This is a genomic window from Mycolicibacterium sp. MU0053 (genome assembly GCF_963378095.1).
Classification (GTDB): Bacteria; Actinomycetota; Actinomycetes; order Mycobacteriales; family Mycobacteriaceae; genus Mycobacterium; species Mycobacterium burgundiense.
Genome location: NZ_OY726397.1, coordinates 4,286,372 through 4,298,885, shown reverse-complemented (window position 1 = coordinate 4,298,885; position 12,514 = coordinate 4,286,372). Strand labels below are relative to the sequence as shown.

12 protein-coding genes and 1 riboswitch are annotated in these 12,514 nt (G+C 66.7%); of the genes, 2 read left to right on the top strand and 10 right to left on the bottom strand.

The features are described 5' to 3' along the window. The first annotated feature begins 25 nt into the window (after positions 1–25). Positions 26–1,246 (top strand): TetR/AcrR family transcriptional regulator, encoded by a 1,221-nt coding sequence (locus tag RCP80_RS20510; protein WP_308479421.1) that lies wholly within the window; start codon positions 26–28, stop codon positions 1,244–1,246. Here the strand turns inward: RCP80_RS20510 and RCP80_RS20505 are convergent. From RCP80_RS20505 to RCP80_RS20480, 6 genes are all read right to left on the bottom strand, one after another. Next, a complete protein-coding gene (locus tag RCP80_RS20505; RefSeq protein WP_308479420.1) occupies positions 1,243–1,491 on the bottom strand; it encodes a DoxX-related protein in 249 nt (82 codons plus the stop codon). The two genes, RCP80_RS20510 and RCP80_RS20505, sit on opposite strands and share 4 nt — an antisense overlap. Positions 1,492–1,537: 46 nt before the next feature. Continuing rightward, positions 1,538–3,022, bottom strand: coding sequence for a flavin-containing monooxygenase (locus RCP80_RS20500; RefSeq protein WP_308479419.1), 1,485 nt, complete (start codon positions 3,020–3,022; stop codon positions 1,538–1,540). Between the two features lie 47 nt (positions 3,023–3,069). Further along, the gene (locus tag RCP80_RS20495) at positions 3,070–3,684 is read right to left on the bottom strand and encodes an alpha/beta hydrolase family protein (RefSeq protein WP_308479418.1); all 615 of its coding nucleotides are present in this window, start codon (positions 3,682–3,684) and stop codon (positions 3,070–3,072) included. Continuing rightward, on the bottom strand, positions 3,674–4,525 hold the full coding sequence (gene thiD, locus RCP80_RS20490) for a bifunctional hydroxymethylpyrimidine kinase/phosphomethylpyrimidine kinase (protein WP_308479417.1): 852 nt from the start codon (positions 4,523–4,525) through the stop codon (positions 3,674–3,676). The genes RCP80_RS20495 and thiD overlap by 11 nt, the downstream gene beginning before the upstream one ends. 2 nt (positions 4,526–4,527) lie before the next feature. Then, the gene (thiC, locus tag RCP80_RS20485) at positions 4,528–6,129 is read right to left on the bottom strand and encodes a phosphomethylpyrimidine synthase ThiC (RefSeq protein WP_308479416.1); all 1,602 of its coding nucleotides are present in this window, start codon (positions 6,127–6,129) and stop codon (positions 4,528–4,530) included. Further along, a riboswitch (TPP riboswitch) is annotated at positions 6,123–6,232 on the bottom strand. It overlaps the preceding gene by 7 nt. A gap of 45 nt (positions 6,233–6,277) precedes the next feature. Next, the gene (locus tag RCP80_RS20480) at positions 6,278–7,708 is read right to left on the bottom strand and encodes an HNH endonuclease signature motif containing protein (protein WP_308479415.1); all 1,431 of its coding nucleotides are present in this window, start codon (positions 7,706–7,708) and stop codon (positions 6,278–6,280) included. 193 nt (positions 7,709–7,901) lie between these two features. On the opposite strand from RCP80_RS20480, the gene RCP80_RS20475 reads away from it, so the two are divergent. Then, positions 7,902–8,369: a hypothetical protein gene (locus RCP80_RS20475; RefSeq protein WP_308479414.1), complete on the top strand. Its 468-nt coding sequence runs from the start codon at positions 7,902–7,904 to the stop codon at positions 8,367–8,369. Here RCP80_RS20475 and RCP80_RS20470 read toward each other — a convergent pair. The 4 genes from RCP80_RS20470 to RCP80_RS20455 are packed head-to-tail and all read right to left on the bottom strand — an operon-like array spanning position 8,352 to position 12,505. Then, positions 8,352–8,720, bottom strand: a complete 369-nt coding sequence (locus RCP80_RS20470; protein WP_308479413.1) for a hypothetical protein — start codon at positions 8,718–8,720, stop codon at positions 8,352–8,354. The genes RCP80_RS20475 and RCP80_RS20470 overlap by 18 nt on opposite strands. 18 nt (positions 8,721–8,738) lie before the next feature. Next, a complete protein-coding gene (locus tag RCP80_RS20465; protein ID WP_308479412.1) occupies positions 8,739–10,295 on the bottom strand; it encodes a sodium:solute symporter family protein in 1,557 nt (518 codons plus the stop codon). Between the two features lie 43 nt (positions 10,296–10,338). Next, positions 10,339–11,619, bottom strand: a complete 1,281-nt coding sequence (locus RCP80_RS20460) for an LLM class flavin-dependent oxidoreductase (RefSeq protein WP_308479411.1) — start codon at positions 11,617–11,619, stop codon at positions 10,339–10,341. Beyond that, on the bottom strand, positions 11,525–12,505 hold the full coding sequence (locus RCP80_RS20455) for a PLP-dependent cysteine synthase family protein (RefSeq protein ID WP_308479410.1): 981 nt from the start codon (positions 12,503–12,505) through the stop codon (positions 11,525–11,527). Before RCP80_RS20455 ends, RCP80_RS20460 begins: the two co-directional genes overlap by 95 nt. Positions 12,506–12,514: the final 9 nt, after the last annotated feature.

The window sequence follows — 12,514 nt, the reverse complement described above, 5'->3', positions numbered from 1 at the left end:
GGCGCGCCGGGTCTAATGTGGGTGCGTGCCGACAAGCCGAGCCGCCACCGCCGACGGCGTTCGTCGACGTCCGAAGGACCGTAAGGCCCAGATTGCGCGCGTCGCCGCCGCGGCCTTCAGCGCCCGCGGGTACCACGCGGTGGGCATGGACGACATTGCCGCGCGGCTCGACATCACCGCCACGGCGCTGTACCGGCACTACGCCAACAAGTACGACCTGTTCCGCGCCGCGGTCCTGACCCTGGGTCAGCAACTGGTGGACGCGACCGAGTTCTGCGAGGACGAGGCGGCCACCGGATCGGCCACCGAATTGCAGGCCAAGGTGATCGAGGCCATCGTCGATGTCGCGATCGCCAACCGGGAGTCTGGCGGGCTGTACCGGTGGGAGGGTCGCTACCTGCAGGGCGAGGACCAAGCGCAACTGCTGGCGCAGATCCGGCTGGTCAACCGCCGGATCCAGCAGCCGATGCGTCAGCTGCGGCCCACCTTGCCGTCGTTCGAACGCCGGATGTTGTCGTCGGGGGCGTTGAGCGTGGTCGGCAGCATCGCCGACCATCGCGCGAAACTGCCCGTGGCCCAGGTGCGGACCTTGCTGGTGCGGTTGGCCCAGGACGTGCTCGCCGCGGACCTGCCGACCGCCGCCGAGGCCGCCAAGGAGCCCGCCGTCGAACCGCGGCCGATGGCCGAACCGCACACCATCAGCCGTTACGAGGCGCTGCTGCAGCAGTCGCTGCTGCTGTTCGACCGGCAGGGCTACCACGAGACCAGCATGGGCGAGATCGCCGCGGCCGTAGGCATTCCCACCTCGGCGATCTACCGGTACTTCCCCGGCAAGCAGGACATCCTCTCGGCGGTGTTCCACCGCGGGGCCGACCGCGTCTCGGGCGAGCTGGCCTCGGTGCTGGCCGGTGTCGGCGATCCGCGGCAGGCGTTGCAGCGGTTGATCGCGGCCTACGTCGCGAGCTCGTTCGCCAGCCCGGAGCTGGCGTACGTGTACTACACCGAGCGGGTCAATCTGGGTGCGGCCGATCAGGAGCTGCTGCGCAATGTGCAGCGCTCCACCATCGACTCGTGGACCCGGCTACTGACCTCGGTGCGGCCGGAGCTCAGCCAGGGTGCGGCGCGGTTCGCCGTGCATGCCGCCATGGCGCTGGTGATAGACCTGGGTCGGCTTGTCTCCTATGACGACTCGGCTCATGTCCAGGCCAGCGTGCGGCGGCTGATGCATGTGACGCTCGGGGTTTAGCGGGTGCTGCGGGCCGCGGTGAGGCCGAGGTAGCCGAGGTAACCGGCCCCGCTGAGAAGTGCCAGCTTGCGCGTCTTGCGGCTGATCATCCCGAGGCCCAGGGCGGTCTCGATGCTGCCGTTGGTGTAGATGTGCCGGCGGGTGTTGTGCGGGAACAGCGGCTTGGACATCGGCTCGAACAGCTGCGGACGCACGAAGTGCGCCAGCCCGGTCGCCGCGATGGCCAAACCGGCGATTTTTGGCATGGTGGCAGACTTGCTTGATTCTCCGGACACGGATGAACCTTTCTGTTCAGCTGAATTCGTAGTCGGTGACGGGGTAGGTCGAGGCCTCGGTCAGCGCGGACTTGGTGGTCATCGGCCGCAGCAGTGTTGCCTCACCGGCCGGATTGTAATAGTACGAGCGGGCCGTGGCGCAGTTGCCCGTGGTGAACAGCGAGTCGCCGAGCATCTCGGTCATCTGGTCCAGGTAGCGCGCGTTGGCATCCGCGGTGATCTCGAAAACCGTTGCACCCCTGCGTTGCAGCTCGCCGAACAGCCGGTCCATGTGCCGCATCTGGTATTCCATGGTATTGAAGAAGTTCAGCCCCAGGAACGCGTACGGACTGGCCAGACTCAGGAAATTCGGGAAGAACGGTACCGTGATGCCCTGATACGCCTGGAATCTGGTGTCGCGCCACCACTTGCCCAGATTGCGCCCGTCGCGGCCGATGACCTCGATCGCGGGGAAGTTGGCCTCCCACAGGTCGAACCCGGTGGCCAACACCAAGGTGTCGATCACGGTCTTGGTGCCGTCGGCGTTGACGATCCCGTCGGCCTCGATCCGCTCGATCCCGTCGGCCTGCAGATGGACGTGCGGCTTGGCGAAGGTCCGGTAATAGGTGTTGGAGAACGTCGGTCGCTTGCAGCCGAATTCGTAATCGGGGGTCAGCTTGCGGCGCACCTGCCGATCCCGGATGGAGGCGAATCGGTGCACGTGTGCCAGCACCCGCGCGGCGACGTTGAGCCGCCCGACGCTGTCGTAGCGCAGCACACCCACGTAGACCAGGAACTCGTAGACGGCGTCGGTGATCGCCCGCACCGCGCGCTGGGTCGCCGGCACCCGGGTGAACAACCCGCGCGCCAGCCGCCCGAACCGCACATCGATCTTCGGTACCACCCAGATCGGGGTGCGCTGATACACCGTGAGATCGGCGGCGCGCCGGGCCAATTCGGGGATGAGCTGGACCGCGGTGGCCCCGGTGCCGATCACGGCCACCCGTTGACCGGCGGGGTCGTAGTCGTCGTCCCAGTCCGTGGTGTGGATGACCCGCCCCTCGAACGTCGTGATGCCCGGGATGTCGGGGGTCTTGGGCTGGGACAGGAAACCCGTCGCGGTGATCAGATACCGCGTGGTCAGGACGTCCCCGTCGCGCAGCGTCACGGCCCAGGTCTTGGCCTCGTCGTCCCAGCGGGCGGATTCGACGACGGTGTTGAACCGCATGTAGCCGCGCACGTCGTACTTGTCGGCGATGTCGGCCGCGTATTGCTTGATCTCCGGGCCGGGGGTGTAGAGCCGCGACCAGTTCGGGTTCGGTTCGAAGGAATAGCTGTAGGTGGTGGTCGGCACGTCGACGGCCAGACCCGGGTAGTGGTTGACGTGCCAGGTGCCGCCGAGGTCGTCCTCGCGGTCGAGGATCACGAGGTTGTCGTAGCCGAGGCGGCGCAGTTGGATCGCCGCCCCGATGCCCCCGAATCCGGCGCCCACGATGATGAACTCGTACTGCGGCACAGCCATGTCCGTAACGGTATCTTACCGACGAGTAAGATGGAAGGGCGCTGTCGCTACCTCAGTGCCCGCAGGGCGGCTTCGACCGCCAGTGCGGGCACGTCCAGGGTCTTGGAGCCCAGGTCATGGCGCGCCCCGGTGACCTCGACGATCTCGGTGTATCCGGGCAGCAGGGTCGCGGCCGCACGCAGTTCGGCGATGCTGCCGAACGGGTCGGCGGTGCCGTGGGTGAACACGGTCGGCACCGCGATGGCCGGCAGGTGTTCGGTGCGGGCCCGCTCGGGCTTGCCGGGCGGGTGCAGCGGATAGGAGAACAGCGTGAGGACGTCGACGGCGGCACCGTCGGCGACCACCATGGAGGTCATCCGGCCGCCGTAGGAGTGCCCGCCGGCGAGCACCGGGCCCGGGCCGAGTTCGCGGGCCATCGCGATGGCCTCGGCGACGCCGGCCTGGTCGGTCGTGGCCGAGCCGGACGGCGGGCCCTTGGGGCGTCGCCGCCGGTAGGGCAGGTTGTAGCGCACCGCGAGCCAACCCCGGCGGGCCCATTCGTCGCACAGCCGGATCAGCAGCGGTGCCTCGCGGCTGCCGCCCGCGCCGTGGGTCAGCAGCACCGTGCCCGCCGGATCGGTTGCCGGGGGGTGCGCGATGCCCGCGATCGCGTCAAGATCCATCGGCGAGTCCGCGCAGCCGGACCAGGGCGTTCACCGGACCGTGGCCGCGCCCCAGCGGATAGGCCGCGCGGAGGCATTCGGTGACCCAGGCCTTTGCGAACGCGACCGCCTCGGGCACCGAGTAGCCGTGCGCCAGCGCCGATGCCGTGGCCGCGGCCAGGGTGTCCCCGGCGCCGTGGTCATGGCCGGTGTCGACGCGGCGCGCGTCGAACTCGTGGAAATCGGTACCGTCGAACAGCAGGTCCGGACTCATCCGCGAGGACCGCAGGTGGCCGCCCTTGACCAGCGCCCAGCGTGGGCCCAGCGCGTGCAGCGCCCGGGCCGCCTCGCGCTGGGACGCCTCGTCGACCACGTCGATGTTGACCAGCAGGCGGACCTCGTCGAGGTTGGGCGTGACCAGCGTGGCGATCGGAAACAACTCGGTGCGAATGGAATTCAGCGCCGAGGGGTGCACCAACGGGTCGCCGTGCATCGACGCGCACACCGGGTCGACGACCAGCGGCACGGTCCCGGCCAGCCCCTCGGCGCGCCAGGTCTCGGCGACACACCCGATGATCTCGGCCGATGCCAGCATCCCGGTCTTCGCGGCCCGGACGTCTATGTCGGAGGTCACCGCCTGGATCTGGCCCGCGATGATGTCCAGCGGTATCTCGTGAAAGGCCTTGACGCCCACGGTGTTCTGCACGGTCACCGCCGCCACCGCCACACAGCCGTGCATACCGAGCATCGCGAACGTGCGCAAGTCGGCCTGAATGCCCGCGCCGCCGCCGGAATCGGAACCGGCGATGGTCAGCACCGACAGCGGCGGTTGCCCGGGCGGCGGCAGCGGGAGCGGCTTCATGGTCACGATTCTGGCACGGTCGCCGCCAACGGCAGATACACCCGATTGCCATGCGCGGCGAACTCGGCGGATTTGGCCGCCATGCCGCGTTCGATCTCGCCGGCAGTGCCGTCCGGGTAGGCGTCGCGGATGTCCTGGGTGATGCGCATCGAACAGAACTTCGGCCCGCACATCGAGCAGAAGTGCGCGGTCTTGGCCGGCGCGGCCGGCAGCGTCTCATCGTGGAACTCGCGCGCGGTGTCGGGATCCAGCGCGAGGTTGAACTGGTCCTCCCAGCGGAACTCGAAACGCGCCGTGCTCAGGGCGTCGTCGCGGTGCTGGGCGCGGGGATGCCCCTTGGCCAGGTCCGCGGCGTGCGCGGCGATCTTGTAGGCGATCACGCCGTCCTTGACGTCCTTGCGGTTGGGCAGGCCCAGATGCTCCTTGGGGGTGACGTAGCAGAGCATCGCGGTACCGGCCTGGGCGATGATCGCGGCGCCGATGGCCGAGGTGATGTGGTCATATCCCGGCGCGATGTCGGTGGCCAGCGGGCCGAGCGTGTAGAACGGCGCCTCCTCGCACAGTTCCTCCTCGAGCCGGACGTTCTCGACGATCTTGTGCATCGGCACGTGGCCGGGACCCTCGATCATGACCTGCACGCCATGGCTTTTCGCGATCTTGGTGAGCTCGCCGAGGGTGTGCAGCTCCGCGAATTGCGCCGCGTCATTGGCGTCGGCGATCGAGCCCGGCCGCAGTCCGTCACCCAGGGAGAACGTCACGTCGTAACGGGCGAAGATCTCGCAGAGTTCGGCGAAGTGCGTGTACAGGAACGATTCGGTGTGGTGCGCCAGACACCAGGCGGCCATGATCGAACCGCCGCGCGAGACGATTCCGGTCACCCGGTCGACGGTCAGCGGGATGTGCCGCAGCAGCACCCCGGCGTGCACCGTCATGTAGTCGACGCCCTGTTCGCACTGCTCGACCACGGTGTCGCGGTAGATTTCCCAGGTGAGCTGGGTGGGGTCGCCGTCCACCTTCTCCATCGCCTGATAGATCGGCACGGTGCCGACCGGGACGGGGGAGTTGCGCAGGATCCACTCGCGGGTCTCGTGGATGTTCTTCCCGGTGGACAGGTCCATGATGGTGTCGGCACCCCAGCGGGTGGCCCACACCATCTTGTCGACCTCCTCGGCGATGGACGAGGTCACCGCGGAGTTGCCGATGTTGGCGTTGATCTTCACCGCGAACGCCTTGCCGATGATCATCGGCTCGATCTCGGGGTGGTTGTGGTTGGCGGGGATCACCGCGCGACCCGCGGCCACCTCCGATCGGACGAGTTCGGTTGGGACACCCTCGCGTTCGGCGATGAACGCCATCTCGGCGGTGACCTCGCCGGCGCGGGCGCGTTGCAGCTGGGTACCGCGATCCCGGGTCACCGACCGCCTCGGCAGGCCCGCCTCCAGGTCGATCACGGCGGCCGGGTCGGTGTAGGGACCGGAGGTGTCGTACAGGTCCAGGTGGTCGCCGTTGCTCAGATGTACCCGCCGAAACGGCACCCGGGCGCCGTCGGGCAGGTCCCGATAGATCTTGCTGCTGCCCGAAATCGGGCCCAAAGAAACACTCATTTCAGTGCACTCCCTACGCCGGCATTACCCGGTCAGGTTCGTACGGTCGACGACCCCAGTCGTCCTCTCAGCGCGCTCGGTGCGCACTCCCGTGTGGGTTTGACGTCGCTCACCATAGTGGGCGGTGCAGCGTTCCGCTAGTGCGGGCTCAGAAGGGTGGGGGCGGTTCAGGGTTCAGTGCGTAGTGCATGGCATTGCGGTTGCGCTCGTAGGTGATGCGGGCGAGGCGTTCCTGTGCGCGGGTCGTGGCGCGGGTGGGCATGGCTGCCCCGCGCATCGGACCGGGCGGTGGACTGCTGGTCAGCGTGAGTGCTCCGGTGGGTTTGGCCAGGACCGGAAAGAACAGGGCGCCATTGGGTTTGGTGGTGTAGGTGTGACCGGTGGGGGAGGTCCACGTGACGGTGCCGTCGGGTTGCTGGGTGTCCTGCCACCAGCGGGGGCCGGTGTAGAAAGTTTTGAGCAAATGATGGCGACGGCAGAGAAGTTTGAGGTTGGAGGGGTGGGTGGGGCCGTAGGGCCAAGGGGTCGTGTGGTCGATGTCGCAGACCTCGGCCCGGGCGTCGCAGCCGGGGAAGCGGCAGGTCAGATCGCGGCAGCGGATGAAGTCGGCCAGTGCGGTCGAGGGCCGGTAGCCGGTCTCGGCGGCGGCCTCACCGGGGTGGGCGAGCTTGCGTACCTTTGCGGTGGCCCGCGCGACTGCTTCAGCCAGTGCCTTCTCGTCGAGAACGCCGAATCCGGGCGCGTAGCCAATGGTTTGGGTCGCGTCGGTGATGACGGTGACGACGACTTCGGGCTGCGGTGGCGCGGGTTCGCTGAAGGTTGGGCAATCCTCGCGGCCACACTGGCACGGTAGCCGGGTGGCGCCGGCGGTCAGCGCGCCCACGGCATCGGCGCGGCGTTGGGCTTTGGTGCGCGGATCGTTGCCGCAGACGGTGTCGGCAAGGTGCTCGAGGCGCGCATCAAAGGCGATGGCATCGGGGGTGTGAACGGTGCCCCAGAGTTCGGCCATCCCGGCGCGGTCGGGTCCGATTCCGACTTCGCGGTCCTCGGCGGGGTTGCGGGCCGGTTTACGCGCGAGGCGATCGATGGTGATGACGGCCGTGTCGAGTACTTCGGTGAGCTTGTTGCGCGACAGCCGGTTCCAGCGGTGGACTTGGCGCGCCAGGGCGCTGTCGATGCGGGCCACGTCGGCGTCGTCGAGGATCAGTTCGGTGCGCGAGACGATTGCGGCGATCACCCGGTAGTCGACGCGGCCTTCGGCGAACACGGCGGCCACGCGCGGCAGGCGTTCGTACAGGCTGGTGGCGACGCGGACGAGGCCGGCAGCGCGCTTGGAACTGATGCCGAGCGCGGCGGCGACCTCGGCGGTGACCTGCTCGTGGCCGTCGATGAGCCACTGTTCGCGCTCGGACGCGTCGACCTCGTGGAGGCGACGGTCGAACAACTCCGCGACCGCGGCCAGGCGGCGCGCGGTGGTCGCGGCCTCGAGTCGGGCCGTGGCGCCGATGGCGTCGATGAGGCCGCGGGTGTCCAGCTCAGACACCGCCCCGACCCGCGGCAACGACTCCATATCGAACATGCGTTCGAGTATGCCATCGGGGTGTGACGTTGACTCATCGGAAATGCGCGCGTGGAGGACTCGCCGGACCGGGGTGCTGGGCCCGTGGCTGCGGGACGGAGCGTGTCACTGCGCTGTGCCAGAGTGACGGGAATGGCTGACGAAACGTGCGCCCCCGCGGTGCAGGCGCCCGCCGGCAAGGATGAGACGACTGATGACCAGCCACGACGACCTGCCTGATTTCCGCCCGCTGATCCCCGGCCTGGCCGAACGCGCCAGGGTCGACGACCTACCGACGGGCATCACGGCGCGCGGGTGGGCGTTCTGGGAACTGTCCGGCGTCTCCGACCGCAAGCTCGCGTGGCTGGCAATCACCCGACCTGGTGGACGGTCGGCACTGGCTCGTCAGAAGGTCTGGACACTGATACCGCGCCAACGCCTGTTCATCGCCAACTGGTTCGTCACCGCCGACCACCGGACCGACAGCGCGCAGTGGATTCACACGAACATCGACATCGACACCGCCCGGGACATTCTGCTCGACGTGCCGCAGCCGAGTGCTGAGGACATGGCGCGCATCACGCGGCCGCAAGCGGTCCTGACCCTCGATCAGATCGACCGGCACACCGTGCAGAAGGTGCTGGGGAAGAAGGCGGACGAGGCACTAGTTCTGCGGCGCTGAGGTCGCCGTCTCAGCGCGCACGTGCGCCCGGTCGCCGCGAAGTTCGATGATGAACGCCACGATCACCGCTGCGGCGGTGCCGAGTCCGCTGAATGCCAGCACGTACCAGAAGGTGCCGCTGTAGGAGGCGATGATCAGCACGACAAACGACGTCAATACCGCCAAGGTGGCCTTCCAGGTGAAGCCCGGAACCAGTGCGACTTCGGACGAGTCCAGTTCGTCATCGGTCGCGTCGACGCCCGTACCGTCCGCCAACTGTCGCCGGATCCGGAGGAAGCTCAGCGTCCCGACGATCAGGTAGCTGACGGCAAGCACCAGGCTGATGCCCGCGCCGAGGTAGAAGAGGGTCACGACAATGCCTTTCTGCTCTTATTGCTGTCCGGCGGTGACGGCGTCACCGGCAACGGGATCATCCGTGGGCCTGCTCGCGGCAGCGGTTCTGGCGTCGCGTTCGAGCAGTGCCGCCGAACCTTCGGCGAGGCTGTCGAAGTCGAAGCGGGTGTTGGCGCGCAAGCTCACCACGACCGAGACGATCGCCGACGCGGCAATCAAACCGATGATCCCGAAAAGCGGGCCGTAAGTGGGCCCGAGCGTCTCCCGCAGCGGTCCGCCGACCGCGATACCCGCAAGCACGCCGGCCACGTATCCCGTCCCGGTCATGCGCGACCAGAAGATGCTGAGGGTCACCGGAATGAGCAGGCTGGTGCCGTAGAAGTACACCGTGGTCACGAGATTCACGTAGTCGATACCGGTCAGCACCACACCCCCGGCGACCGCGGCCGCGACGATCATGCTGGTCTTGGTGATGGTGAGCAGCGTGCGCTCGGACACCTTGGGCCAGTACCGATTGACGATGTCGACCGCGACCAGCGACGTCACCCCCGAGAGGGCGCCGTCGATGGCCGCGAAGCACGCGTTGACGACCACCAGCGTGTACAGGGCGATGATGAACACCGGCAGGCCGAGACTTGCGATGACGTGCGGACCGATCGCTCCCGCACCCAGCGACCCCAGCTGTTCGGGCGTCACGCCGTAGGCGACACCGATGAAGCCGAGGAGGCCCAGTGCCATCGGGATGGGGTAGAACCACACGCCTGCCCATAAGAAGCTGCGGCCGAGGTCCTTGGGCCGGATCGCCCAAACACGTTGCCAGAACGACTGATCGGCGATGACGTTGGTCAGCAACCCCAGCGCCAAGGCCAGGCCGAAGCTCGCGGCGGTGACCGGGTTGAAGGGGTTCAGGTGCTGATCGCCGCGGGCCTGGACCTCGTTGAAGACAAGCTCCGCGCCGCCGGCCTTGGCCAGGACGAAGAGCACCACCACGGACGACCCGACGCCGAGGAGCAGCGTGTTCAAGGTTCCCGTGACCGCCGACGTCGTCAGTCCGCCGAGATACGAGTACACGGTGACCACGACGATGCCGGTGATGACGATGCTGATCGGGGTGAGCCCGAAGATCTTGTTCATCACCAGCACCAAACCGGCGAGGTTGATCATGATGACGCCGAGCAGCGCGCCGATCAGGAACACCAACGTCGCCACGCTGCTGACCGAGTTCTGGAACCGCGCCCGAATGAACTGGGCGAGGGTGTATCCGGACGGCATCTTCTGGCGCAGTTTCAAGGCGAAGGGCACCATGATGATCACCGCGAGCCCGTTGGGCACGATGAACCAGACCAGACCCGAAGTGCCCCAGGTGTAGGCCTGGGCCGACGACAGCATCACCGCCATCGACCACGTCCACACCGAGATGAGCGACGCCACCCCGAACCCGAAGCCCAGCAGTCGACCGGAGATCACGTAGTTGTGGGTCGTCCGGACCGCTCCCTTCACCACGAGGGCGATGAGCAACAGCACGATACCCGGACCGAATAACAGCGCATATCCCAATGCGCTTGACTGCCGGATGAATTCGAGGTTTAGCACGGGCGGTCTCCTAATGTGACGTGAGGGGGTGGTGGAGCTACGACTATGGGGCAACTGCCGGCTTCCAGCCCAGTTCCGGCGCGATTTCCTCGGCGAACACCCGCAAGCGTTCGATGTCCAGATCCGCTCCGGCGGTGCCTGTCCGCACGGATGGGAACAGCCCCGTGGTCGGGAAGAAGTCGGTGATGAAACCCAACAACGCGGGATCGTCCAGGAGTTGCGCGACGATCTCCTGCGCGGTGCCCGTCCGCGCCACGGTGCGTAGATACTCTTCCGGGGACGCGGACCCCAGCTGCGGGAAACGAGCCGCCAGCCCCCGTTGCGTCGACGCCACGTCCGGAGCGAGGGCGCGCGCTATCGCGTCGGCATTCTCGCCGTGAAAGGTGAACCGCTGCGCACCGATTCGGGCTTCTTCCAGATTCCCATTGATCGCCAGCCATTCTTCGAGGTAACCGACGATGAACCGAAGCTGATGGAAGATGACATGGTCGTGGAACGCACCGATCAGGAGTCCGTTTCCGTTCTGGGCGATCTTTCGCGCGCGGTCCTCACTGCTGGCGGTCTGCCACAGCCTGCTTCTGAGACTCGGCACGTTGGGAAAGAGGTGCTTGGGCTCCAGGTCTGCGCTCGCCAGCTGGCCGGCCACCGAGTCGGAGGCCGACAGTCGCCCCGCAGAATTGCGCTCGAACGGGGCATCCGTGGTGCTCAACTGAACCGTCGGGGTCTGGCCGAAATCGCGGACACTGCGCTGTTCCAGCAGATGATGCAGGACCTCGAGATTGCGATCGAACAGCTCGTGCCGGGCGTTGAAGTCGACGCCGAACGCATTGAAGGCCTGCAGGTCCCCTCGGGCACCGCCCAGTCCGATTTGGACTCGGCCACCCGATACCTCATCCAGCACCGCGAGATCCTCGGCGAGCCTGATCGGGTGTTCGAACGGCAACGCTATGACCGCTGTTGCCAGCTGGATCCGCGTCGTCCGTGCCGCGGCAACCGCCAATACGACCAGCGGCGACGGCACGCTGCCGTCCTCGGGGCTGAAATGGTGCTGCCCGATCCAGACGCTCTCATACCCGAGTTCTTCGGCGGCAACGATGCTTTCGATGAGTTCGTCATAGGTTCTCTTCGCCGGCCGGTCGGCGGGGCTGGGTACCTGGGTGAAGAATCCCAAACTGAATTGCTTACCCGGTTGCCGCAGGCGCGCGGCGCGCGCTTCGAGTTGATCCTGCTCAGACTGAGACATGGGTACGAAACGCTCCGTTCTCATCGAAGGTGTCCTGGAACAGATAGCTGGATATGTAGCGATCCGCGGAGTCGGGAACAAGCGTGAGGATCGTGCGGATGGTGGGGTCTCGACGTTCGGCAACTTGCCTGGCGGCGGCGACCGCTGCTCCGCCGCTGAGGCCGGCGGGGATTCCGGCGTATCTGGCAAGCTCGCGGGCGGTGGCAGCGGCGTCGTCCTCGGTGACGCGCAGCACCTCGTCGACGACCTCGTCCGCGAAATTCGGGCTCTTGAAATTGGGGCCCAGTCCGTAGATCTTGTGGGGATTGAATTTCTCGCCGCTGAGCACCGCGGAATTATCCGGTTCGACGGCGAATATCCTGATACCGGGGTTCTTTTCTTTCAGGAATGAGCCGATCCCACTGATTGTTCCGCCCGAGCCGACCCCGATGACCACAGCATCGACGTCTCCGGCGGTGTCCGCCCATATTTCCGGCCCGGTCGTTTGCCGATGAATCTCGCGATTGATGGGAATGATGAATTGGTTCACGAAGAATGCACCGGGTGTTTGCTCGGCAATTCTCTCGGCTTCCTCGACCGACCCGCGCACGCCGTCTTCCTTGGGTGTCAACACCAGTTCTGCGCCCAGGTTCTGGATGACGACTTTGCGCTCGTAACTGGTGTCTTCGTAAATGACTATGACCACGCGATAACCGCGACTGGCCCCGGCCGCGGCGAGTCCAATACCGAGGTTTCCGCTGCTGGCAGCCACGATTGTGCCGCCCGGGGGCAGTTGGCCGCTTTGCTCCGCGAAATTGATCGCGCCGACCGAGAGTCGGTCCTTCACACTCGCGGTCGGATTGTAATATTCGAGCTTCAAAAGTAGCTCGGTGTTCGCCACGGCGAAGCGCTCATTCAATCGCACCACGGGGGTATTGCCCACCGTTTCGGTCACATCGTTGAAGATTCTTTTTTGGCCGGTTGCCACGTCGTCTCT